We start from the raw sequence: 24,645 nt of genomic DNA, 5'->3' as shown, positions 1-24,645 counted from the left end.
ACTAGAAAACGAAAACCCCGACGCCGGAAAAATGGTCCCGGTTCCTAACATCACCCAGTCTAAGGAAGGGTAGAGAATGGGAAACAGCGAAACAAAATCCGACTTCCCTCCAAGCCCGATCTGGACGCTGGCCGAAGAACTGGCCGATTGGGCGGCGCAAGATTATCCGCTCAGTGGATGGGACGTGATCAACATGCTTTGCGAACGCGGCCTTTTACACCCTGAGAATGCGAAGCAGATCGCTGATGCCGCCATGCGCAGGCACAACGGGCCTCCTGCCACAGAACTGAACAGAGGCGACTTCGACGAAGACGCAAAGATTCCATTCTGAGGACTAAGCCCAATGCAAGAAGCGACAGACACTTGCGCTCACTGCGGCGGACCAAAAGCCGTCCGCAACCCATCCGGATCGTGTGACCACCTCTATTGGCCTGATTGCCTGTCGTACGAAGCACGGCTTGCAAACGGCTTCGAGCCAACGAGAGATCAGATCATCGAGCGCCAGCAGCAAGTCATAGACCTACTGATGAAAGCGGTAGAGCCGTTCAAAGAATGCATCGACGGCTTTGATACTGCGGAAGTCGACGACGAAGAGATCCGTCTCATTCTTCTTGGCTCCGACCTTACAGCCAAGGATCTCCGTCGTGCTCGTGAAGCAAAGGTAGAAGCTCTCAGGATTTTGGGAGAATAATTTGGTGAGCGAGAAATTCTGCGCAGTTACCGCCGAACAATTGCGAGAAGTCCTCCACTATAATCCTGATAGTGGTGTGTTCGTTTGGAAGGTCCGCGTCGCTCGACCTGTCCGGATTGGCATGATAGCGGGCTCTCAACAGAGTTGCGGATATCGAAACATAAAAGTAGGCGGCCACATGTATCTCGCCCACCGGCTTGCATGGCTATATATGACCGGGAAATGGCCGAATGCACTGCTAGATCACATCAATGGCATTCGAGATGATAATCGGTTCGCGAATTTGCGCGAAGCGACCCAAACACAAAATCAATGCAATTCCCGCAAACGCCGCAACAATACCTCTGGACTTAAGGGAGTTAGTTTCTTTGCGCGCCGAAGCTGCTGGCGTGCTCAGATCCGGGTGCACGGCAGATCAATCGGCCTTGGCTACTTTGACACTCCGGAACAAGCTCACGCAGCCTACATTGCAGGTTCACAAAAATACCATGGTGAGTTCGCGAGGACTGAGTGAAAGCCATCCGTTCACTACACCACTCACATCCAGGACTTGAGAGGGAAGAATGACTGAAATCGAAAACCAAACAGCGCTTCTAGAGGCAGAGATAAAGCACCTTCGAGACGGACTTTCTATTCTTGCTGATCCCAACAGCTTCAAAGGCGATGACGGGGCCATAACGGTGAGGACCAGCAACTTTGCGGAACAGATATTGGCAAGGTCACCGATGCAGTTGCTTGAGAGGGAGAAGGAGTAAGGGGAGATGACGAAATCTCGCGCTGATCGCCTGAGCAGATTGCCGGCCAATCTGGCGCCGCGCGGGTTGTCGCGCGAGGAAGCCGCGACTTACATCGGCATAAGTCCCGGTAAGTTCGACAAAATGGTCGATGACGGATTAATGCCTAAGCCCAAACCTATAGGGGGCCGCCGCGTCTGGGATCTCCGCAAGCTTGACTCTTACTTCGATGCTCTGCCCGATACCGATGGCGATCGTGATTCTCTTGGTGACATCTGGGACCGCGCCGCCGTATGACCGTGGGGGCGGACATGCGCATCGGATACCGGTATCTCGTCGAGGATACCGACAGGCACGGCAATGTGCGCATCTATTTTCGGTATCCGGGATATCGGAAGATCCGTCTCCGAGAGAGACCGACGTCGCCCGAGTTTGCAGAACGTTATAGCTCCCTCATCGAGCAGTTTGCGACGGGTTGCTATAAAGAAGCCGAGAAGACATCAGTCAGCGCGGTACCAGGGACCCTAGGGTGGCTCGTCACGGCCTTCCGCGCATCGAAGGATTTCTCCAATCTCGATCCGTCGACACAGCGCACGAGAGCACGCGTACTCGAATCGATGCTGAATGAGCCGATTTTTCAGGAGGCCGCTGAGACATTCAGAAACTTCCCTCTAGACCGCATTAAACTGTCGGACCTAGAAGTTTTGCGCGACCGCAAGAAGGCTCTGCCGGGTGCCGCAACAGACCGGGTCAAGGCACTTCGGCCGATGTTCAAATGGGCGACATCCAAAAAGCATTGCGTTGCGAATCCCGCGATCAGCCTAACTAAACCTCGTTTGATCTCGAACGGTCACCACACTTGGCTACCGGATGAGATTGAAGCGTTCCAGCGCCGCCATCCGTTAGGAACTAAGGCGCACCTCGCCCTATCTATTATGCTGTATACCGGCGCCCGGAGATCGGATGCGGTGCAGCTTGGCCGGCAGCACGAACAAGGTGATTCTCTCCGATGGACGGCCCACAAGAACCGGAACCGGTATCCCACCATCATTCACATCCCCATGCTGCAGCCGCTTGCCGCCGCAATACAGGCCGGGCCCACCGGTGACATGGTCTACCTTTTGACTGAGTACGGTAAGCCCTTCACGATCGCCGGTTTCGGGAACTGGTTTCACGACCGATGCATCGAGGCTGGTCTGCCACAATGCTCCGCACACGGGCTGCGTAAAGCTGGATCAACGCGCGCGGCGGAAGCCGGCGCCACGGCACATCAGTTGATGGCTATGTTCGGTTGGCGAAGCTTGGCGGAGGCCGAGATATATACGCGCGCCGCCGAGCGGAAAAAAATGGCGGCCTTGGGCATGGCGTTCTTGGAAAAGGGTGTCCAGGCAGGAGAAAGCGTCCCACCAATCCCAGATATAAAATCTAGTGGGACAAATAATAAGAAAAAGCCAGCGAAATCAGATGCGGCCGGTGCCGCTGGCGCTCCCTACGGGAGTCCCACCGCAACGTTCGGTTCAGGCGTATCTCACGCGCTTTTCATTGCAGGTTTATACGGTCTCATTCTTTACGCACAATTGCATCTGCGCTTTCGCGAAATCCTGTGGCTAACTGCGGGTGCAGCCTGCGCATGCGTGATCGTCACTTTGGTAGCGGCCCCGCATATCGACGGCAGATTGCTCCTCGTCGGTCGAACCGATAATCCCATTCTCGCGGCTGGAGCGATGGCCGCAGGCCTGTTCGCGGCTATCACCTTGCTCGCCTACCACATCGACATTCGGCGTACGCCGCTGAAAGCGTTGCTTGCGGCGACGATGATCTGCATCACGCTGACCGCAATTTATCTTACCGGCAGCCGCGGACCGCTCCTTGCGCTGATACTTGCGCTCGCCCTGACGACCTTGGTCATTTGTTACGGATCTCGAACGCTGCTCTTCGTCAGCGCGTTTGGCGCGTACGGACTGGTAGCCGCCGGCGTCTTATTTTATGGCCCGATCCGCGACGTACTCTGCCCCGAGATCGAGCTCGCTTGCCGTGATCCGTCGCGATACGGCATCTGGATGCAAAGCCTCGATGCGATCGCGAGCCATCCACTTTGGGGAGTCGGATCCGCCTTTCGCTTCCCGGGTGAAATTCCTCACGCCCACAATACCTATCTTGGGATGGCTCTGCACTTCGGGATTCCGCTCGCCATTTTTTTCATTGCCGTGATGGCCGTCGCGCTTTCTCGCGCATCCGAGCTAAAAAATAAGGATGAGAAGTTTTTCGTCGTAGCGATGCTCATTTTCGCCAATGGCTTCATGGCATCGGATCTGAGCGAGCCGCTGCGTTCGTTCAACACGCACTATTTGTTTTTATGGACGCCGATTTTTCTAGCCATGATCCGGCCGCACGTTGCTCAAGACGAAACGCATATCGAGGAAGAACAGCGATCCTCGGGGTGAATGGCGACAGCCAAACCCGAAGCACATTTATCGCGGAACTTCGGCGATGTGATCAGTGGATCGTTTGCGAGATCGGCTCTTGATCCGGGCTCTGATGCGCACCTTTGCCAGGCTTCGCACCAGACTCCGGCTGATAACCCTCGACAACGCGCGTCAAAACCCTCTTGAGCGCAATCATATCTTCGGCCTCGATCGCCAGCATCAACAGATCGAACTCTCGCTCAAGATCCTTCAACGGCAGAAACGGCTCGTCGGACTTGTAGATGCGCTGATGCTCGGTAGGCTTGGTGCTGGCGCCGATGAGTAGCTCTTCGTACAGCTTCTCGCCTGGCCGTAAGCCGGTAAAAGAAATTTCGATATCGCCGTCTGGATTTTTATCGTCGCGGATTTCGCGATTGGAGAGGCGCACCATGAGACGCGCGAGATCGAGAATGCGGACCGGCTCACCCATTTGCAGCACAAAAACTTCACCACCGGTCGCCATCGCACCGGCCTGTATCACCAGCTCGGCCGCCTCATGGATCGACATGAAATAGCGCACGACATCAGGATGCGTGACGGTGAGCGGGCCGCCATCGGCGATTTGCTTGCGAAAAAGCGGCACCACGGAGCCGGAACTGTCGAGCACGTTACCGAAGCGTACCGCCGTGAAAACCGTTCCGCTTTGACTTGCCGCTTCGGCCTGCACCACGAGTTCCGATAAGCGCTTCGACGCGCCCATCACGTTCGTCGGACGCACCGCCTTGTCGGTCGAGATCAGAACAAAGCGCTCGACCCGGTTGCGTACGGCAGCCTTGGCGATGACGAGCGTGCCAAGCGCGTTATTGATGATTCCGGCGGTCGGATTGCTCTCCACCATCGGCACATGCTTGTAGGCTGCCGCGTGGTAGATCGTCTCGACGCGGTGCTCACTGAGGAGAGCGTTGACCAGCCTTTCATCGCTGACCGAGCCGAGAACCGGAACGACGCGAGGTCTGGCAGCATCTTCAGGCAGCTTCGCCAACGCGTCTCGGATTTCCATATCGATTTTGTAGAGCGCCGGCTCCGAGATTTCGAGCAGCACGAGCAGGCGTGGCAGCTGCCACACGACTTGATGCACCAGTTCGCTGCCGATAGAGCCGCCCGCACCAGTCACCAGAACCGACTTGCCCCGCGTATTCCGAGCCAGAAGCTCAGGACGCGGCATCACCGGATCGCGGCCCAAGAGATCGTTGACATCGACGTTGCGCAAGCTGTTGACACCGACATGCCCGGACGTGAAATCCTCGTACGCGGGCAAAACCTTGACCGTCACCGGAAGCTTCTCGAGTTCTTTCAGAACCTCGCGCCGCTCCTGCCTCTGCGACCCGGGCAAAGCGACCAAGACTTCACACGGTGCTTCGGATTCGATCAGCGTAGCCAAACGGCTCGGCGGATAAACTTTGACTCCACCAGCATACTGACGCCAAAGCGTAGGCGAAGAATCGATGAATGCGATGATGTCGCGATCGCGCGCGCGCCGCACGTTGTTAAGCAGCTCGATCCCCAGCCGGCCCGCGCCGTAGATCAGCGTTGGCCGAGGTGGCACTCGCGTATACTCACGCGCGGTCATGATATCGGCGCTATTGAGGATCGCCTTGATCGCATAGCGCACCGCAATGAGAAACAGCGTGCCGAGTATCCCATAGGGAATGATGATCGAGCGCGGAATGCCATTCTGGCCCGAAAGGAACACCAGCAGCGCCCAGATCAACGTGGAAAGGCCGACGGCAAGCCCAATCTGGCTCGCACCGCGATAGCCGACGAAGCGTGTAACGACCCGATAGACGTTGAAACGCCACAGTATCGCGAGGGTTATGAGCGGCGCGGCTAGAACCAACGCCCAGGTGCCTTCGCCTTCCGGAACATCGAGGTGCCCAAGGCGGATCGCCATCGGCAGCCGCAGCGCAATGATAAGCAGCACTGCATCGACGACAATCAATACCGCGCGCTTGTGATAGCGCGGCATTTCAAAGATGCGGCTCCTCATGGCACCCCGATAGAACTAGACCGCTTAGCAATATTTTCTTTTGATCGAAATGCAAGCCATTAGTGGTTGGCCTGTCTCCATAATTCGTGCCGCAATGTCTGTTTTATTACACAGCAAGACCACCTCAAATCAACGTCACTGCAATCCCGGAAACGATCACGTTTGATTGCAGATGCTTCACGGTGACAAATGCTCCTTGTGTTTAAAGTAGCGACACATGAAACGCGTAGCTTCACAAAGCGACGACGCATCAAATTCCTCTACAGCTTCGATGTTCATCGAATACGACAACGAAACCACGAACGGAACGGACCACCTCGATTTTTCAGCCCACTCGAATTGGAGATTGCAACAGCATCCAATGATGCTGCCGGAAAATGCATAGACATTGCGGGAATATTTCTCCGCATTTCAACTGGATTTGCTTAGCCCAATAATTTGGCATTCGCCGTAATGCCACATCAAACACACTTAGAAGCGAATTCAGCATTTGTTCTATTTCGCACAAATGTCCTCTCGGACCCCGCTCAAAATAGCATCGGATTACGATGCATTTTTCGTCAGTTCAGGGCTACGCCCTCTCGCCTCGGTTCCGCTCGGAACCGACAACGCCACTCGCAACGCGGACTCTCCAACCACCGTTCGATCAAAAAAAGTCGGAGAGAGTTTGCTGCAGAGCACCAAGGAAACTTCATAAGCCCTGCATTATAACACACGAGCCATATAAGCGGCGGCAACGGCAGGATGTGATCAAACAAGCGACAAGCCCAGAAAACACTCGCGCGTAGAAACGGCATCTCGTTGTCACAACGGCAGTGCAGCATAACAAAGATCTCCGCAGCCTAACAATGTTGCTTTACTCGAATAAAACATTCGCTATACGAAACCGCGATTAATGAGCGATAGCCGCGGAGCAGATGCATGTCCCAAGGATCCGACATCGAAATAGCGCGTCGTGCGAAACTGAAGCCGATCACCGACGTCGCCGCAAAATTTGGAATTCCGGCAGACGCTCTCATTCCCTACGGCTGGACCAAAGCAAAGGTCTCCGCGCAGTATCTCGACAGCATCCAATCCTTCAGCAACGGCCACCTGATCCTCGTCACGGCGATCAGCCCGACGCCGGCTGGCGAGGGCAAGACGACGACGACGGTCGGCCTCGGCGACGGCCTGAACCGCATCGGCAAGAAGGCGATCATGGCGCTGCGCGAGCCGTCGCTTGGGCCGTGCTTCGGCATGAAGGGCGGCGCCGCCGGCGGCGGTTACGCCCAGGTCGTGCCGATGGAAGACATCAACCTGCATTTCACCGGCGATTTCCACGCCATCACCAGCGCCCACAACCTGCTTTCCGCGCTGATCGACAATCACATCTATTGGGGCAACGCCCTCGGCATCGACCAGCGCCGCGTCGGCTGGAAGCGCGTCCTCGATATGAACGACCGCGCGCTACGCTCGATCGTCAACTCGCTGGGCGGCGTCTCGAACGGCTTCCCGCGCGAGGATGGTTTCGACATCACGGTTGCCTCCGAGGTCATGGCGATCCTCTGCCTGGCGAAGGACCTGAAGGATCTCGAAACCCGCCTCGGCAACATCATCGTCGCCTACACGCGTGACAAGAAGCCGATCCGCGCCCGCGATCTGAAAGCCGACGGCGCCATGACGGTGCTCTTGAAAGATGCGCTGCAGCCGAACCTCGTGCAGACGCTCGAGAACAACCCCGTCTTCATCCACGGTGGTCCGTTCGCCAACATCGCGCACGGCTGCAACTCGGTGCTCGCGACGACGACGGCTCTGAAGCTTGCCGACTACGTCGTGACCGAAGCCGGCTTCGGCGCCGACCTCGGAGCCGAGAAGTTCTTCGACATCAAGTGCCGCAAGGCGGGCATCGCGCCGTCGGCCGTCGTCATCGTCGCGACGGTGCGTGCGCTCAAGATGCATGGCGGCGTCGCTAAGGATGATCTCAAGGCCGAGAACGCCGCGGCGGTGGCCAAGGGCTGCGAAAACCTCAAGCGCCACATCGAGAACGTCAACAAGTTCGGCGTTCCGGCCGTCGTGGCGGTGAACAAGTTCGTCACCGACACCGACGCCGAGATCGCGGAAGTGCAGAAGGCCGCCGAAAGCATGGGCACGAAGGCGTTCCTGTGCACGCACTGGTCGGACGGCGGCAAGGGCACGGAAGACTTGGCGCACCACGTCGTCAAGGTCATCGACGAGGGCAAGGCGAACTTCAAGCCGCTGTACCCGGCCGAGATGAAGCTGCGCGACAAGGTGAAGACGATCGCGACCGAAATCTATCGCGCCGCCGACATCGCCTGCGACGCGAGCGTCGAGACGCAGTTCAAGGACTTCGAGGCGGCGGGCTTCGGACACTTCCCCGTCTGCATGGCGAAGACGCAGTACTCGTTCTCGACCGATCCGAACAAGCGCGGCGCGCCGACCGGCCACATCGTGCCGATCCGCGAACTGCGTCTCGCTGCCGGCGCCGAGTTCATCGTCGTCGTCACCGGCGAGATCATGACCATGCCCGGCCTGCCGAAGGTCCCCTCCGCCGATAGCATCCGCCTCGACGACAAGGGCCTCATCCAGGGCCTGTTCTGATCCCTATCGGTTCCACAATCGCCAGTCCGCCCTTGCCCAGCGCAGGGGCGGACAACCCATTTAAGCAATCAAGTGAGCTCTGATGACCGCAACGATTATCGATGGAAAATCCGTAGCCGCAAAAGTGCGGTGGCAGTGCCGTGAGCGCGCTGACGAACTCCAGGCTCGACACGGCGTGGTGCCCGGGCTCGCCGTCCTCATGGTCGGAGATGACCCCGCATCGGCCGTCTACGTCCGCAAAAAAATTCAGGCCTGCGCCGACGTCGGCATCCAATCACACAAGTTCTTGTTTTCTCGAGACGAGAAACAAAGCGTTGTGATCGATAAGATCCGCGAGCTGAGCGCCGATCCGAAAATTCACGGCATCCTCGTGCAGTTGCCGCTGCCCAAGCACTTCGATCTGCAGGAAGTCCTCGGCGCCATCGATCAGGAGAAGGACGTCGATGGCTTTCACCTCTATAACGTCGGCGGTCTTGTCGTCGGCGGCACGGTCTTCCCTCCCTGCACGCCTTATGGCGTCATGCTGATGCTCGACAACTCCGGCGTCGAGATCGCCGGACGCAATGCCGTCGTCGTCGGGGCAAGCAACATCGTCGGCAAGCCGATGGCGCTCATGCTGATGAACCGCGAGGCGACGGTCTCGGTCTGTCACGCCAAGACGCGCGACCTGGCGCAGTTCACGATTCTTGCCGACATCCTTATCGTCGCCGCCGGCTGCCCGAACCTCATCACTGGACCGATGGTGAAATCCGGCGCTGTCGTCATCGACGTCGGCATTAACCGCCTCCCCAACGGCCAGCTCGTCGGCGACTGCGATTTCGAAGCGGTGAGCCGCAGAGCATCGAAGATTACACCGGTGCCGGGTGGCGTCGGTCCGATGACCGTGACGATGCTCCTCGTGAACACAATAAGCTCCGCCGAACGCTCTTGCGCGGATCGTTCCCCAGCCATCGCGGGCGCTGTCGGCGCGGCGCTTATCGACTGAATAAAAATATGTTATCTGCGATAAAAATTAGTTCTTCTTGATAATCGATCGCATACACTGGCTTTCAGGTCCTAGTGGTTCCTCCCATTTTGACCCACGAGTCCAACTTGCCGGGGAATTTCTTCCCCGGCCATTTCTCCCTTTATTGTCGTGGGTTTGCATTTCCTGGCCGACGATAGACTCGTCTGATGTCGTCATCGTGCATTCGGCCTAGCAGCTAGCGAGGCGAGAATGACCGGCAGACGCTCCAATTCACGCGAATCCATTACCGCTCCCGTCGTCATCCTTCACGAAGCGGCCGCCCAATGCGGACATCTGGCGGCCCAGACACTCGACGCCGCCGAAACACAAAATCGGCTCATCGAAGAAACGAACCAGCGCACCAGCAGCCTTGCCGAGTCCCTCAGGGCGGCGAACCAGGGCTTGGAAACCTGCAGCGCGAACGCAACGAACATTCAGACTGAAACGCGCGATGCTCTCCGGAGCATGTCCGACGCCCTCGATGGCGATTTCAGCGCGCTGACGGAAATCATTTCCAGAAAATCCGAGGATACGAAAAAGATTCTGGCAACGATCGTCGAGATCGGCCACCAGATCAAAATCCTTTCGATCAACGCGCGGATCGAGGCCGCACGTGCAGGCGAAGCGGGGCGCGGCTTTGCCGTCGTTGCGAACGAAGTCGGCCGGCTCGCGGAAACGACGATGGACCATGCGAAGGAGGCCGAAGTTCTGTTGAACTTCGCCGACGTCGAAGCCCAGATCGATAAATCTGCGCACGAGTTCCGATCCGCGGTGACGTCGGTCCGGCAATCGAGCGATGACTCGCTCGGACGCGTCTCGGCGACGATCGACGAGATGACGCACAATCTCGCGGACGTTGCAGATAATAACAAAGTTATCGACGAACTTGTCGATATGCAGAGAACCGCCGGCCGCCGCCTTCGCGCACGCCTCGGCTGGGCGCTTCAGGAACTTGACGACGTCGCGTCTGCAACGGCCAATGCCGACGATGCCAACGAGCCGCTGCTCGACGTGGCGCGACGATGGAAGCTCTCGCCCGCAACGGACCGCCTCGAACAAATCAAACGGCGTGGCGTGCTACGCGTCGGCGTAGAACCGGGCTTCGTTGGATTGTCATTCCGGCGCCGCCCGCGCGAACCGCTGATGGGCCTCGACGTCGATTACGCCCGCGCCTACGCGCAATCGATCGGCGTAACGTGCGAGTTCGTCGAGTATCCGTGGGACGCGTTGACCGGTCTGCTACACGTCGGCATCAAAGAGGGCGAGCAGCCCGTCGATGTGATTTGGAGCGCGCTGCCGCCGAACGCAACTTATCGCCAAGTCGCATATTCCGACACGTACACGTATCTGCCGTTCGTCCTCGCGCGACGCGTCGGCGATATGCGAATTCGCAAGCTCGACGATCTCGACGGAAAAGTCCTCGGCATCATCAACGACCCCGGCGCGTTCGAAGTCCTCGATACATACGGCGTTCGCTGGTCCGCCAACAAGGACAAGCCCGGGCGAAAAATTTCGCTCGCCAATCTCGTCGCCTATTCCGATCAGGGCCGCATCCACGATTGCCTTGCCGAAGGAAAGGTCGACGCATTCTGCGTGGATTTGCCGATCTACCATTGGGCTTGCTCCAATCCATCGAGCCCATGGTTCGGCAAAATCGAAATCTTACCGGGCAATCTCGCGAGCAAGCTCTACTATTATACCGTCGCAGTCGCGGCGAGCCCGGCGAGCGCGTCGCTTCTCAAAAGCGTCAACGCCTTCATTGGAAGCTTCCGCGCCAGCAGCCGCTGTAACCAAATCGAACAGCAATGGCAGGGGCGAGTGCACGACGGAACGCATTGCTATCGCGACGAGCCGGGCAACCTTCTAGGCGAAGCCGAACTCAGCGCATGGCTCGCGCAGAGCCAGATGAGCTGATAGCAAGGCCAGCTGATCGAACGGCCAGCTGAGCCGGAGTTCAGCCGAGCTTTCGCTGTCGGTGTTGCCTGTAGCACCGGCACGGCCGCATTGTAGGTCACCGCAAAGTCGGCATTTTCTCCCACAGGTTGTTGTCAATGGATAGTTGCCCCTAAAGATAGAAATAGGTATTTGCTTTTCCGCGCTGAGGACATCGCGAGTGCGATGGCCCGATGCGGGCGGGGCAGACATGACCAAAAAGAAAACGGCTTTAATCTCGGGTGTGACCGGCCAGGACGGCGCATACCTTGCCCGGCTGCTGCTCGATAAGGGTTACATCGTGCATGGGATTAAGCGGCGGTCGTCATCCTTCAACACGCAGCGAGTCGACGAAATCTATCAGGACCCGCACGAGGACGACGTATTGTTCTTCATGCACTACGGAGACCTCACGGACGCGACCAACGTCATCCGGCTTGTGCAGGAAATTCAGCCTGATGAAATTTACAATCTGGCAGCGCAAAGCCACGTTCAGGTCAGCTTCGAAACGCCGGAATATACCGCCAACTCCGATGCCGTCGGCGTCTTGCGGTTTCTCGAAGCGATCAGAATTCTAAAACTCGCGAATTCCGTTCGCTTCTATCAGGCTTCGACGTCCGAGCTTTACGGCAAGGTACAGGAAACGCCGCAAAAGGAATCGACGCCATTTTATCCGCGCTCGCCTTACGGTGTGGCGAAGCTTTACGCGTATTGGATCGCCGTCAACTATCGCGAAGCCTACGGAATGCACGCATCGAACGGCATTCTGTTCAACCACGAAAGCCCGATGCGCGGCGAAACGTTCGTCACGCGCAAAATTACACGGGCCGTGGCAAGGATCGGCGCCGGACTGCAATCGACACTTTATCTTGGCAACCTCGACGCCAAGCGCGACTGGGGCCATGCCAAGGACTACGTCGAGGGCATGTGGAAAATCGTTCAGAGCGATCAGCCCGGCGATTACGTGCTCGCAACCGGCGAAACACACGCTGTTCGCGAGTTCGTTGAATTGGCGTTCGCGGAAATCGGAAAAACCATCGACTGGACCGGCGCCGGCGTTGACGAAGTCGGCCTCGACACAAAAACTGGCGCCGAACTGATCCGTATCGATCCAAGATATTTCCGTCCGACCGAGGTCGACGTTCTACTCGGCGACCCAACGAAGGCAAGGAACGAACTCGGCTGGCACCACAAAACGACGTTTTCTGAACTCGTGAAGGAAATGGTTGCGGCTGACATTCAGCTTCTTGATCGTGAGAGCTGGCGCAACACGCTCGCTGAATGAGCTATAGCAAGGCCATGCCCTTCGATCTGAAAAACAAGCGCGTCTTCGTCTGCGGCCATCGCGGCATGGTCGGATCGGCGATCGTCCGTCAGCTTGCTCACGAGGACTGCACAATCCTGACGGCGGATCGCGAGCGCCTCGACCTTCGCGGGCAGACCCAGGTCAGAGCCTGGTTCAACGCCGAAAAACCCGACGTTGTGTTTCTCGCTGCCGCCAAAGTTGGAGGCATTCTGGCGAACGACAGCAAGCCCGCCGACTTCCTCTATGACAATCTCGCGATCGAGTTGAACGTGATCGAAGCCGCTTTTCGAACGGGCGTCGAAAAGCTGCTGTATCTTGGATCGTCCTGCATCTATCCGAAGCTCGCGCCGCAGCCCATACTTGAGAATGCGCTCCTGACCGGCAGCCTAGAGCCGACCAACGAAGCGTACGCGATCGCCAAAATCGCCGGGCTCAAATTGTGCCAGGCTTATCGCCGGCAATACGGCGCGGACTTCATCGCCGCGATGCCGACCAACTTGTATGGGCCGGGCGACAATTACGATCTTACATCCAGCCACGTCATCCCCGCTTTGCTCCGCAAGGCGCATGAAGCAAAGCGAGCTAGCCATTCGGAAATCACAATCTGGGGAAGCGGCACACCACGGCGCGAATTCCTGCACGTCGATGATGCCGCGAGCGCCCTCGTCCACCTGATGAAAGTCTACTCCGGAATGGAGCACGTCAACGTCGGCACCGGCGAAGACGTGACCATCATGGACGTCGCCAAGCTCATTTGCGACGTCGTCGGATTTACTGGAACAATCGCTACCGATCCGAGCAAACCCGACGGAACGCCACAGAAATTGCTCGACATCTCGAAATTGACCGCAACAGGCTGGCGGCCCCGCTACGGCTTGCGGGACGGGCTCGTCGACACGTACCGGTGGTTCGCGGCCAACGAAGCAACTTCCCGCCTCACCGCCCAATCCAACGAATAGCTTGCCCATTGTGGCAAGCGTGGCTGCCGAGGCGCACCGCCATGCCGCGATGGCCTCAGATTGACTTGGGTCATGGTACGCATACGGACCAACGCCCAGCTATACAAATATTGACGCCAGCGCGTACCACCCCCTCGGAACACCCCATTCGGAAACGCCGGTAAGGCTCGCATTTCGCGTATCACATTGTATCGCATAGCGATTTTTAATCGCGTCTGCCTCACTAACTGCCCTGATAGCACACGGTTCAGTCGCTCATGGAGACCCGCGCATGATTCCATCATCTGAAGCGTCGGTCGATGGCGACGTCAGCAGGCCTTCGGAGAACTCCTTAAAAGTAACGGAGACCGAATCTCCGTTCGAACTCGCTGAGCTGTTCTTTTCACGCACCGAGTCGCGCGGACGCATTCAATCGGGCAACGCCGTTTTCCAACGCGTGAGCGAATACCCCTGGGCGGAGATGATGGACCGCCCGCACAACATCATCCGCCATCCCGATATGCCGAGAGCCGTCTTCTTCGTCTTATGGGAGCAGATCCGCGCCGGGCATCCCGTCGGCGCTTACGTCAAGAACAGAGCCAAGAACGGCAACTACTATTGGGTATATGCCGTCGTAACCCCGATTGAGGGCGGCTATCTATCGGTTCGCCTCAAGCCGAGCAGCGATCTCTTCGCCGCGGCATCGACGCTCTATAAGTCGGTCCGGCGAAACGAGATCACCAGCGCGATAAAGCCGGCCGACAGCGCGGCTGCGCTCGTGCACAACCTGCGCGCCAGCGGTTTCCGCGACTACCCAGCGTTCATGACAGCCGCCCTGAGCCGCGAGATGCAGCAGCGGAATGCCGCAATGGGGCGACCGGCTTGGCGGCTGATTGATCTGTTCGATAATCTGGTGAGCGCGGCCGACACGCTGCTTTCGACGACCGATCGCATGCTCGCAATGATTTCGACATTCAATCACACGCCAACCAACCTGCGGATACAGGCGTTGCGGTTGGGAGACAAAGGGCGCGCAATCGCCGAAATCTCCTCAAACTACGATCATATTTCAAAGGCGATCGTGACCAACCTCCAACACTTGGAAACGGCGTCAAACGAGGTGTTCTCAGGAGTCAATGAAGGATTGTTCCTCGCCTGCACCGCCCGGCTGCAGGATGAAATGGCAAGCCTTTTCGATCAGGAAGTCTGTGATGACACAAACGCGGCGAGCGAGGAAGCAAAACGCCTTCGCCAGCAGACCGACGACTACAAAGCGCGCGCAGCAGCGAAGTTCGAGCTGATCAAGGTACGCATCGGACACTTCTTCGATCTGACCAGCGAAATGAAACGTCTTCTCTCAGGACTGATCGCCGTGCGCGTTATGGGCAAGGTTGAAAGCGTCGGTCTGAGCAACGGAATTTTTTCCGATCTCATCGCCGACCTCGAGCAGGGCCAGCAAACGCTGACACGCGGCCTGGAAGACATTGCAAAGTTGAACGATCGCATTCGCGAAACTGTGGTCGAGCTGGACACACTCGCCTAGTCGCGCGACATCGCCAAATGCAATACGCCCGCGGCCTGCGGTGACCTCATTTTGAACTGACGATCTCGAACGCCAACTCCCAAGGCGTGCGCTGCATTGCACGCGGGATCGTCACGCCAGTACCCAGACACTCGGGACAGAAATCATAGACACGGGAAATCAAGCTCTGACACGGAGTGCGGCTGGTTGCGTGCTGCATCGTGCCCCCGCGAAAAACGAAACCCCTGCCGCGGCACGTGCAGCATGTTGCGCCAGGTGTCTGAATATCGGACATGGGCAACCTCGATCCGCTTTACGTCTTGGTGGGTCGTGATGATCCTGCCGTCATAAACCGATGAACCGCATATTAGATGACTGCTTCAACTCCGTCAGCCCGGCTAATGGTCCAAGAATGTCCGTGGTAACAAGTCGTTGAAGGCGATGAAGCTTGTCGCCGAGACGCCGTCAACTCTGTGGCAACAGGGCTGCCAGCCCTTTGACCGATCCAAATACAAACACCTGAGTGGGCTCGCTGGTTCTCAAAGACCCGCGGGAAGTTTGGCTGCCATCATCTTCCGACGGTCATACTTGCGCCCGTCGCTGACGAAAGTACCGTCGCCGACCGCGTGCAGCATGCGCGTCTCCTTTCGTTTGGTGTCGAAATAGGCTGCGACGGCCTCGAGCACGACGATGTCATGCTTCGGCACGAAATCGATGACCTTGCATTCAATGTTTGCAAGGCATTCCGCAAGCAGCGGCGCTTTGACGGCTTTCCCGTCGAGCGCAGTAAACCCGAACTTCGCGAACTTGTCGGTATCTTCCCCCGAGCACGTACCAACGCCAACGACCTGATCGAGCAGGTCAACGGTGGGAATGGCGATCACGCACTCTTTGGTCTTTCGCAAAGCAGCAAAAGAATAGTTCCAGCTGCCGGTCGTCAGCGCAAACTTGGGCGTAAAGTCCATCACCATCGTCCAGGAGATGGTCATGATGTTGTTTTTGCCACGATCGCGCGTCGTGACGAGCACAACCGGACCCGGCTCGATCAACGTGAAGGCCCGGCTTAGTTTCATTGCTCTCATGCCGGACCCACTCTCTACTGTACTTGCCCCGCCGGTACGCCTCAGTGATCTCCGGCGCCGGCAAGATCAAGCCTCGATGATCACCTTCAATGCGCCCGTCTCGGACGCGCGGCTGAACGTGTCGTAAGCCTCGAGGATTTGATCGATCTTGAAGCGGTGCGTGATGAGCTTTGCCGGATCGATTTTCTTCGCCGCGACCGTCTTCAGCAGCATCGGCGTGGTAACAGTGTCAACAAGGCGGGTCGTTATCGTAATGTTCTGGCTCCAAAGGCGCTCGAGGTGCAGGTCGACTTTGACGCCATGGACGCCGACGTTCGCAATCGTCCCGCCCGGAGCGATGATATCCTCGCAGACCTGAAACGTCGCAGGCACACCAACAGCCTCGATCGCCGTATCGACGCCGCGACCGCCGGTCAACTTCATCACGGCGTCCACGGCCTTCGCTCCAGAGCCATTGACGGTCTTGGTCGCGCCGAAGCGCTTGGCAGCCTCAAGCCGATTATCATCGAGATCGATCATGATGATTTCGGCCGGTGAATAGAATTGCGCTGTCAACAGCGCCGCAAGACCGATCGGCCCGGATCCGACGATCGCGACGGTGCTGCCGGGTACGACTTTGCCGTTAAGAACGCCGCACTCAAAGCCAGTCGGCAAAATATCGCTGAGCATCACGAGAGCTTCTTCATCGACGCCGTCTGGAATGCGATACAGGCTCGTATCGGCGTGCGGAATTCGCACATGTTCGGCCTGTGTCCCGTCGATCTGATTGCCGAGAATCCAGCCACCGGTCGAGCAATGCGAGTACATGCCCTTCCGGCAGTTCTCGCAGCGTCCACACGAAGAAATGCAGGAAATAAGAACATGATCGCCGGGCCGAAACGTCGAGACCCCTGCGCCGACTTTCTCAACGATACCCGTCCCCTCGTGGCCAAGAATTCGACCTGGACTGCACGTCGCGACATCGCCCTTCAAGATGTGCAGATCGGTGCCGCATATCGTCGTCTTGCTGATCTTGACGATCGCATCGCCCGGATCCTTCACTTCCGGAACTGGCCGATCTTCGACGACTTTCTCGCCGGGTCCTTTGTAGACAAGGGCTTTCATATCATCCTCGCTCTGATGCCAACGGACACGTTTCGCTTCAGATGATTTGCAGTTCCCGGCCTCCACCCCCTTGATTTGCATCAGTCATACAAGCGCGTGGACTTGCTGAAATCGCAAACGTGCATTGCAGACATAAGAGAGCGACTTAAGAAACAACTAACATGATCCGGCGCTTTCATCGCAAGCGATGGGCGCCAGATCATCCATCAATCGGCTGACGGGAGTCAGTTATTAAAGCTCGCCACTGCACTTAATCGCGTCCGAGATCGACGTCGTCGAGTTTCTCCCGCCGTTGCCGCTTACCGACGAAGTCCTGCAATCGCCGGCGGGCAGCGGCAAAAGCGTCGGAAATGACGACATGGATATCCTCGTGTCTGCCGGTATCCGTCGTGTTGTGTGTGATCGCGATATCTTCGGCGCCCGGCACGGAGAGAAGCAGCCGCACGCTGTAATTGTCGCCTTTGTGATGGCGTCGCTGTTCTCGGGCGACAACCACGCGAGCCGCTGTCAGACGCCCACAGAATTGCTCGAGCTTCTCAAGCTGTTCGCGAACGCGATGCTCGATAGCACCGCTATGTTCGAGATGCTCGAAACTGATTTGGACTGGCGTCTGCATGATTTCACCTGCACTTGCTTCGCTTGATTAGCTAACATGCGAAATTGAAGAACAACGACCATCGCGAGCATTGACAAGTATCAACAAAATGAGCCGCACTTGGCACTGGCGATACCGTACTAACGCGCAGAAGTTCCTCCCTCGATCGCTTGCATGACACAGGCTACGATTTCTGAAGGCGCGCCGAGAGCGCCTATTTCGATCCAGCTCGTCGGCTCACGCTGACGCATCGCCTGCAATTTTACGATTTCCGTTGTCGCGTCGGAAACGTCATTGCGCCTCGCATCGACACGGTCGAGAAGAACGTCTGTCGGCGCATCGAGCCAGATGCCGGAGAAGGAAACGCCTGCTTTGCGCGCACAATCTGCTATGCGCGCGCGGTCTTCCTCACGATCGAACACCGCTTCCGCAACGACCGCATGCCCGGCCGCGACTATGGCTGCGGCTTCGTTCAACTGGGTTGCGTAGACTTTTTCCGATATCTCGCTGCGATAGGCTTCAGCCGGTAATCTGGTCTCGGCTGAAACTCGAAACATCCGCTTGCGAATGCGATCGCTGGCAAGCACGCGGGCGCCCGGTGCATTGCCGATGCGATCGGCGATCATCGCTGCGATCGTAGATTTTCCCGTTCCACTCAAACCACCAATCGCGACGAGACGCGCGGACTGCGGTTCAAGCAGGCTCCCTGCGAGGTCAAAATACTGTCTCGCCTGCGCCGCAATACCCTCATCGTTCAGGCCCTGGCCCTGGCATTGCGTCGCCAGAACGTGCGCGCGGATCGAAGCCCTGACCGCCATGAAGAACGGCAGCAGCGCAATGCCGTCTTCCTCATCGGCATCGTCGAAGTACCGGTTGAAGACCAGATTAGCCGCAGATCTTTCGCCGAGATTCCAAAGGTCCATCAGCAGAAAAGCCAAGTCATACAAAACGTCGATCGTCGCCATGGCATCGCTAAATTCAATGCAATCGAAGAGCGTTGGCGTGTTGTCGACGAGGCAGATATTGCCGAGATGCAAGTCGCCGTGACAGTGCCGAACCTTTCCCGCCGCCCCACGACGATCGAGAAGTTCGCGGTGACGATCGAGCGCAGCGCCCAACGCGGAATTGAGCCCGATAACGTTCTCCTTTGGGAAAACATCTGTCGTCGTGAAGGCAGCAGCGTTGAGCGCGAGCACATCGGCCATGATGGCGGTGCCGGAATTGCTCCGGCTGACTTCGGCCACGCCGTGAAAGCGCGCAATCGCATTCGCAGTCTCAGTCAACAGCGCAGGTGTCAGCACGCGCTTCTTCGCCATCCGCTCAAATGACGAGTTCTCGTCGAAACGCAACATCTCGACCACAGCATCGAGAAGAGGACCATTCCCATCGAACGCGAGAGAGCCATCGGGCTCGACTGTGATGCGGCGAACGACGAGATAGATCGCCGGAGCCGTTCTTCGATTCAGTTCCACTTCCCGGTGACACGCAGCAAGACGAAGCTCCGCTGTCGAAAAGTCTACGTAAGGCAGCTTGACGGCCCGCTTGAGTTTGAACGCGCGAGGACCGATTAACAGAACAATAGAGATATGCGTCCTGATGATCGCAACATCCGACTCCACCGTGCCCTTCGGCCGCGTATTGCGCAGAAAATCGACGATAGCGGCCTGGTCATGATCGAGCACCATGCGCGTCTGTTTCCTTCCATTCGCGGCGCGGCGCCAGCTCGGATTGAGGTCGGAACCGCGAACTGCAACGCGCTCGACGTGCGGGTGCGATCTCCCTCACATCCAATCTCGTAAGCCAGCACGCTATAGCAACACCCGGCGCCACGCGATGAGCACAGGATTCGCGCGGCGTTTGGAAGCGCACCTCCTCCGCGGATCGAGCCTCTTTGCCGCTGAGTCCTGTCGCGAATCCGTCAAGGGAACCCTCTAGGCTGGTGCCCCCGAACAGACGTGTCAGGACAAGCCATGAGCGCCGACGAACGACGTGAATCGCCTTTTGCAGCCAGCATGCTGGAGCACGCCGACGCACCACCGCGCAACACGTCCGGCAACCCGACTATGGGCGAGATCATCAGCCGGCGCTTTTCGCGGCGTGAAATTTTACAGGGCGCGCTCGCCGTATCGGCGATCTCAACGACAATCGGCGCGAAAGCCTTGGCTGCCGCCGAGGCCACCAAAACGGAGACCAGCCAGTCCGCGTTTCACTTCACTGAAGTCGAAGCCGGCGTCGACGCGCACCATCATGTCGCCGAAGGCTACGACGCCGATGTTCTGCTTCGCTGGGGCGACGCGCTTTTTCCGGATTCGCCAAGCTTCGACCCGGCGCGGCAAGCGCCTGAAGCACAGGCCCGGCAGTTCGGCTATAACAACGATTTCGTTGGCTATCTGCCGATGCCCGGCGCGGCCGATCCGTCGTCGCACGGCGTGCTGTTCGTCAATCACGAATACACGAATCCGCATCTGATGTTTCCCGGCATTGTCGAGATCAAGGACGGCAAGCTCAGCATGCACGCCGCGACGCCCGAGCGCTTCCGCATCGAAGCGATGGCTCACGGCGCGACGATCGCCGAAATCCGAAAAGTCGACGGCAAATGGGCTTTGATAAAGGACTCTTCCCTTAACCGGCGCGTCACAGTCGCTACCGAAATCCATCTCTCCGGGCCGGTGTCCGGAACGGATCGCGTCAAGACGAACGCCGATCCGAGCGGACGCAAAGTCCTCGGCACGCTCAACAATTGCTCCGGCGCGATGACGCCGTGGGGAACCTTCGTCTCGGGCGAAGAAAACATTCACGGCTACTTCTCCGGCGCGCTGCCTGAGGGCCACCGCGAAACGGCGAACTATCAGCGCCTCTCCATTCCATTGGCGCCTTATGCCTGGGGCCGCTTCGAAGATCGCTTCGATCTTTCTAAAGAGCCGAACGAGGCCAACCGTTTCGGCTGGGTCGTCGAAGTCGATCCGTTCGACCCACAGTCCGTTCCAAAAAAGCGCACCGCACTCGGTCGCTTCAAACACGAAGGCGCGGATAACGTCGTCGCAAAAGACGGCCGCGTCGCGGTTTACCTCGGCGACGACGAGCGCTTCGATTATGTCTACAAGTTCGTCACCGCAAGCCGCTTCGATCCCACGAACCGCGCGGCGAACATGGACCTGCTCGACACGGGCACGCTGCATGTCGCAAAATTCTCGGCCGACGGAACGGTTCTCTGGCTGCCGCTTGTTTTCGGGCAGGGCCCGCTCACCGAGGCCAACGGTTTCAGCAATCAAGCCGACGTCCTGATCGAGACGCGCCGCGCGGCGGACCTTGTCGGCGCTACCAAAATGGATCGCCCCGAGGACATCACGCCCCACGCCGCGACCGGACGCGTCTACATCATGCTGACCAACAACACGAAGCGAAAGCCGGACGAGGTCGACGCCGCGAACCCGCGCGCCGAAAATGCCTTCGGGCATATCATCGAAATCATCGAAGAGAGCGGCAACCACGCGGCAACGCGCGGCCGCTGGGAAATTCTGCTCAAGTGCGGAGATCCGTCCGTCGCGGCAGTCGGAGCGACTTTCTCCACGGAAACGAGCAAAAACGGCTGGTTCGGAATGCCGGATAACGCCGTCATCGATTCCGCAGGACGGTTGTGGGTCGCAACCGACGGCAACGATGCCAAGGCAACCGGCCGCGCCGATGGACTTTGGGCCGTCGACACCGATGGACCATCGCGCGCCACGTCGAAGCTCTTCTTTCGCGTGCCGCACGGCGCCGAAATGTGTGGCCCTTGCTTCACGCCCGACGACACGACGGCATTCGTCGCCGTTCAGCATCCCGCCGACGACGGACCGGATTGGCCTGAGTTCGGCCGCTATTCGTATTACGAAGATCTTTCGACGCGCTGGCCGGACTTCAAACCCGACATGCCGGCGCGTCCGTCCGTCGTCGCCATCACGCGCAAGGGCGGCGGCAAGATCGGAACATGATGGGAAGCCGCGCCGGCAACACCCGGCCGATGCCTGAGCGATAACGACGCTTTGCTAGGTGGCCGAAGCTTTCAGGCGATCGACGCCGCGCTCCCAGTTCAACGCCTGGAGCACGATCTCATCGAGATTATCATGCTGAGGCGTCCATCCAAGCGCGTCGCGAACCTTGGACGATGCCGCAACGATCGCTGCCGGGTCGCCGGCCCGGCGCGGCGACAGCACGACTTTGAAATCATTCCCCGAGGCGCGCTTCACCGCCGCGATGACCTCGTGCACGGAATACCCCTTCGAATATCCGCAGTTGAAGATCTCCGACGCTCCGCCGCTGCGTAGATATTTCAGTGCCGCCCGATGAGCGGCCGCCAGATCATTCACCTGAATGTAGTCGCGAATGCACGTGCCATCGGACGTCGGGTAATCGGTGCCGAAAACTTCCATCTGGCCGCGCTTGCCGACCGCTGTCTCGCACGCGACCTTGATCAGATGCGTCGCTTTGGGCGTCGACTGTCCCGAGCGGCCTTTGTAATCGGCGCCTGCGACGTTGAAATAGCGCAGCGCGACGAAGCGAAAATCGTGCGCACGCGACGTATCCGTGAGCATGATTTCGGTCATCAGCTTCGACGATCCGTAAGGCGACATCGGCGCCAGCTCCGCCGTTTCCGTGACAGGATTTTCCTTCGGATTGCCGTAAACAGCCGCTGTCGACGAGAAGATGAAATTTTTGACGCCGCATTCCACAGCCGCCGCAATCAACCCGCGCGACTTGACCGTATTGTTCAGATAGTAGCCGAGCGGATCGGCAACGGACTCCGGCACGACGATCGATCCCGCGAAGTGGATGATCGCATTCACATCATGGTCGCGGATCGTTTGCCGAACGACGTCGGTGTCAGCAATATCCGCCACGACGAGATCTGCTCCCGGGGCGACGGCCCAGTGATAGCCCGTCGACAGGTTGTCGATGACGACAACTTTCTCGCCGGCATCCAGAAGCTCCAGAACCATATGGCTGCCGATGTATCCGGCGCCGCCGGTGACCAAGACGCTCATGACGTTGCAACAACCTTCCGAAGCTTTTCCGAACATAATCGCACAAGAAAAAGCGCCCCCGTCGGGAAACGGAAGCGCTTTAAATCATCGTCGGCATGCAGCCGGAGCTTGCTGCCGGACGGCCATCAGTAGTCGAAGCGGACCATGCCACCGCCGTAGAGGCCTTCGCCGCCGCTGCGGGATTCACCGCTGTCGTTGACGAACTGATTGCCGATATTGAACGTCAAGCGCATCGGAACTTTCGGCGTCACGTTATAGCGCAAGGTCGTGAACGCACCGACGCGCGTCGCGACATCGCCATCGTCATCAAGAACCGAGGCTTCCGGTCCGAAGATGATGCTTTCGGCACCGAACATCTTCTGGAAGTTATAACCGAGCCGGCCCTGCGCCCAATACGAATTGAAGGCCATCGAATAGCTGGTTTCGAACGAACCGTAGAAGCGATCGTCGCTTGCGTCGTCGGTTTCAAGTTCGAAGGCGACCTTCAGGCCGGAGTCCGTGCCGCGAACGTCATTATGCAGGTCATCCGGCGACAGGTGCACGTCGCGCACTTCGTAACCGATATAGGCGGTTGCACTCCATCTGTCCCGCACCCACTGATAACCGAGCATCACGTCGAGAGAACGGTCTCTGGCATCGATCTTGGTGCCAGCCGGCGCCGATGCACCCGGATCGGCAGTCGTACTCGGATCGCCCGTCGCCCGATAATCGTAGTCGGCGATGATGCCTTCCGAACGCAGGACAAAGCCATCGGTGTAGAAGCCGCCGTTCAGCTTGGCGAGCGCGCCGGTATAGAAAGCCCAAGCGTGGTTCGCACCCTCGGCGCCCGCGTAGCTGATGTACTTGGGACCTTGCGTATCATCGATTTCACTGCCCGGGTTCAGAACCTCCGAACGCCCGAGCTTGTAAACCAGCGACGCGCGTGCCGTCAGAAGAGACGGAACTTCCGAGTCAACGTAGTCCGCATCGTCAAAATTTCCTGAGTTCGTCACGCGTCCCGCGAAGTCGGAGTACCGCACTTCGCCGCGCAGGAAGAAGTTATCGGTCAACCGCGTTTCGACGCCGCCGCCAACGAAGTAGCCCCCGAACGTGCGCGAGCCACGGCCGCGCAGTGTCGTTCCCGGAGACGAAGGCGGATCGATGTCCCACCAGCCATCATTGTCGAAATGCGCTTGCGTATAGCCTGCCGTCGCAAAGATCAGCGTGCGGCTGTTGAGGAGGAAACCGGCTCGTGCGCCGATCGCCCAGGCGCGGTCGATCTCAAGCGCGTTGTGTTCATCGCGGTTGCCGCGCGTGATATCCGAAAGATCGATATCGCCGAAGATACCGACAACGAACCGGTCGCCGATCTGCCGGTCCGCGCCATAAAGCAGCGAGACCAGTCCGCCGTCCGCGTGCTCGGTGCGTGATGAAGATGAATCGGCGTCACCACTACTGTCGCGATAGTTATTCTTCGAGCGGTTGTGACCGTAGCCCCAGCCCGCACCGAAATAAACTCCCGACCAGGTCGGCTGCTCGATAACCGGCGCCGTATCCTTCAAGGAGCCGAAAGGACCATCTGCGTACGCAGCGCTTGCCATGGAGCACAGCAGTGCTGCAGCCGATAGTGATCCCAAAACGAGTTTCATGTACCCACTCCAAAAGGGCGTTGACACCCTGCA

20 protein-coding genes are annotated in these 24,645 nt (G+C 58.3%); 13 read left to right on the top strand and 7 right to left on the bottom strand.

The window, feature by feature from the left end:
- Positions 1 to 76: 76 nt before the first annotated feature.
- The 6 genes from HDEN_RS00555 to HDEN_RS17630 are packed head-to-tail and all read left to right on the top strand — an operon-like array spanning position 77 to position 3,869.
- On the top strand, positions 77 to 331 hold the full coding sequence (locus HDEN_RS00555; protein WP_013214157.1) for a hypothetical protein: 255 nt from the start codon (positions 77 to 79) through the stop codon (positions 329 to 331).
- A 12-nt stretch (positions 332 to 343) separates the two neighbouring features.
- Entirely contained in the window at positions 344 to 691 is a 348-nt protein-coding gene (locus HDEN_RS00550; RefSeq protein ID WP_013214156.1) for a hypothetical protein, read from the top strand.
- Positions 692 to 695: 4 nt separating this feature from the next.
- Positions 696 to 1,205 carry an HNH endonuclease gene (locus tag HDEN_RS17860; protein WP_013214155.1) on the top strand — a complete coding sequence of 170 codons (510 nt, stop codon included), beginning with the start codon at positions 696 to 698 and terminating at the stop codon, positions 1,203 to 1,205.
- Positions 1,206 to 1,254: 49 nt separating this feature from the next.
- Positions 1,255 to 1,446, top strand: coding sequence for a hypothetical protein (locus HDEN_RS00540; protein ID WP_013214154.1), 192 nt, complete (start codon positions 1,255 to 1,257; stop codon positions 1,444 to 1,446).
- A 6-nt stretch (positions 1,447 to 1,452) separates the two neighbouring features.
- Positions 1,453 to 1,722: a helix-turn-helix transcriptional regulator gene (locus tag HDEN_RS00535; RefSeq protein WP_013214153.1), complete on the top strand. Its 270-nt coding sequence runs from the start codon at positions 1,453 to 1,455 to the stop codon at positions 1,720 to 1,722.
- A 14-nt stretch (positions 1,723 to 1,736) separates the two neighbouring features.
- A complete protein-coding gene (locus HDEN_RS17630; RefSeq protein WP_169305470.1) occupies positions 1,737 to 3,869 on the top strand; it encodes an O-antigen ligase family protein in 2,133 nt (710 codons plus the stop codon).
- Positions 3,870 to 3,921: 52 nt separating this feature from the next.
- Here HDEN_RS17630 and HDEN_RS00525 read toward each other — a convergent pair whose 3' ends face one another.
- Complete coding sequence (locus HDEN_RS00525) at positions 3,922 to 5,856, bottom strand: polysaccharide biosynthesis protein (RefSeq protein WP_013214151.1); 1,935 nt, start codon at positions 5,854 to 5,856, stop codon at positions 3,922 to 3,924.
- A gap of 942 nt (positions 5,857 to 6,798) precedes the next feature.
- Between HDEN_RS00525 and HDEN_RS00520 the strand changes: the two genes are divergently transcribed.
- The 6 genes from HDEN_RS00520 to HDEN_RS00495 all read left to right on the top strand — a co-directional run bounded on the left by HDEN_RS00520 (position 6,799) and on the right by HDEN_RS00495 (position 15,200).
- A complete protein-coding gene (locus HDEN_RS00520) occupies positions 6,799 to 8,475 on the top strand; it encodes a formate--tetrahydrofolate ligase (RefSeq protein WP_013214150.1) in 1,677 nt (558 codons plus the stop codon).
- An 82-nt stretch (positions 8,476 to 8,557) separates the two neighbouring features.
- Complete coding sequence (folD, locus tag HDEN_RS00515; protein ID WP_013214149.1) at positions 8,558 to 9,460, top strand: bifunctional methylenetetrahydrofolate dehydrogenase/methenyltetrahydrofolate cyclohydrolase FolD; 903 nt, start codon at positions 8,558 to 8,560, stop codon at positions 9,458 to 9,460.
- 231 nt (positions 9,461 to 9,691) lie between these two features.
- The gene (locus tag HDEN_RS00510) at positions 9,692 to 11,395 is read left to right on the top strand and encodes a methyl-accepting chemotaxis protein (RefSeq protein ID WP_013214148.1); all 1,704 of its coding nucleotides are present in this window, start codon (positions 9,692 to 9,694) and stop codon (positions 11,393 to 11,395) included.
- Positions 11,396 to 11,624: 229 nt separating this feature from the next.
- Positions 11,625 to 12,698 carry a GDP-mannose 4,6-dehydratase gene (gene gmd, locus HDEN_RS00505; protein WP_041921467.1) on the top strand — a complete coding sequence of 358 codons (1,074 nt, stop codon included), beginning with the start codon at positions 11,625 to 11,627 and terminating at the stop codon, positions 12,696 to 12,698.
- Positions 12,695 to 13,678 (top strand): GDP-L-fucose synthase, encoded by a 984-nt coding sequence (fcl, locus tag HDEN_RS00500; protein WP_013214146.1) that lies wholly within the window; start codon positions 12,695 to 12,697, stop codon positions 13,676 to 13,678. Before gmd ends, fcl begins: the two co-directional genes overlap by 4 nt.
- A gap of 271 nt (positions 13,679 to 13,949) precedes the next feature.
- Entirely contained in the window at positions 13,950 to 15,200 is a 1,251-nt protein-coding gene (locus HDEN_RS00495; RefSeq protein ID WP_013214145.1) for a PAS domain-containing protein, read from the top strand.
- Positions 15,201 to 15,718: 518 nt separating this feature from the next.
- On the opposite strand, the gene HDEN_RS00490 is transcribed toward HDEN_RS00495, so the two are convergent.
- The 4 genes from HDEN_RS00490 to HDEN_RS00475 form a co-directional block, all read right to left on the bottom strand.
- On the bottom strand, positions 15,719 to 16,261 hold the full coding sequence (locus HDEN_RS00490) for a flavin reductase family protein (RefSeq protein ID WP_013214143.1): 543 nt from the start codon (positions 16,259 to 16,261) through the stop codon (positions 15,719 to 15,721).
- Between the two features lie 66 nt (positions 16,262 to 16,327).
- Positions 16,328 to 17,365, bottom strand: a complete 1,038-nt coding sequence (locus HDEN_RS00485; RefSeq protein ID WP_013214142.1) for a zinc-dependent alcohol dehydrogenase family protein — start codon at positions 17,363 to 17,365, stop codon at positions 16,328 to 16,330.
- A gap of 250 nt (positions 17,366 to 17,615) precedes the next feature.
- The gene (locus HDEN_RS00480) at positions 17,616 to 17,981 is read right to left on the bottom strand and encodes an HPF/RaiA family ribosome-associated protein (protein WP_013214141.1); all 366 of its coding nucleotides are present in this window, start codon (positions 17,979 to 17,981) and stop codon (positions 17,616 to 17,618) included.
- A 119-nt stretch (positions 17,982 to 18,100) separates the two neighbouring features.
- The gene (locus HDEN_RS00475) at positions 18,101 to 19,645 is read right to left on the bottom strand and encodes a bifunctional aminoglycoside phosphotransferase/ATP-binding protein (protein ID WP_013214140.1); all 1,545 of its coding nucleotides are present in this window, start codon (positions 19,643 to 19,645) and stop codon (positions 18,101 to 18,103) included.
- 285 nt (positions 19,646 to 19,930) lie between these two features.
- Between HDEN_RS00475 and HDEN_RS00470 the strand changes: the two genes are divergently transcribed.
- Positions 19,931 to 21,934 carry a PhoX family protein gene (locus HDEN_RS00470; RefSeq protein ID WP_013214139.1) on the top strand — a complete coding sequence of 668 codons (2,004 nt, stop codon included), beginning with the start codon at positions 19,931 to 19,933 and terminating at the stop codon, positions 21,932 to 21,934.
- Positions 21,935 to 21,988: 54 nt separating this feature from the next.
- Here HDEN_RS00470 and galE read toward each other — a convergent pair whose 3' ends face one another.
- Positions 21,989 to 22,984, bottom strand: coding sequence for a UDP-glucose 4-epimerase GalE (gene galE, locus HDEN_RS00465; protein WP_013214138.1), 996 nt, complete (start codon positions 22,982 to 22,984; stop codon positions 21,989 to 21,991).
- 125 nt (positions 22,985 to 23,109) lie between these two features.
- Complete coding sequence (gene bcsS, locus HDEN_RS00460; protein ID WP_013214137.1) at positions 23,110 to 24,612, bottom strand: cellulose biosynthesis protein BcsS; 1,503 nt, start codon at positions 24,610 to 24,612, stop codon at positions 23,110 to 23,112.
- Positions 24,613 to 24,645 lie beyond the last annotated feature (33 nt).

The sequence above is a fragment of the Hyphomicrobium denitrificans ATCC 51888 genome (genome assembly GCF_000143145.1).
Taxonomy (GTDB): domain Bacteria; phylum Pseudomonadota; class Alphaproteobacteria; order Rhizobiales; family Hyphomicrobiaceae; genus Hyphomicrobium_B; species Hyphomicrobium_B denitrificans.
The sequence above is the reverse complement of the archived record's forward strand: the minus strand, read 5'-3'. Positions and strand labels throughout refer to the sequence as shown.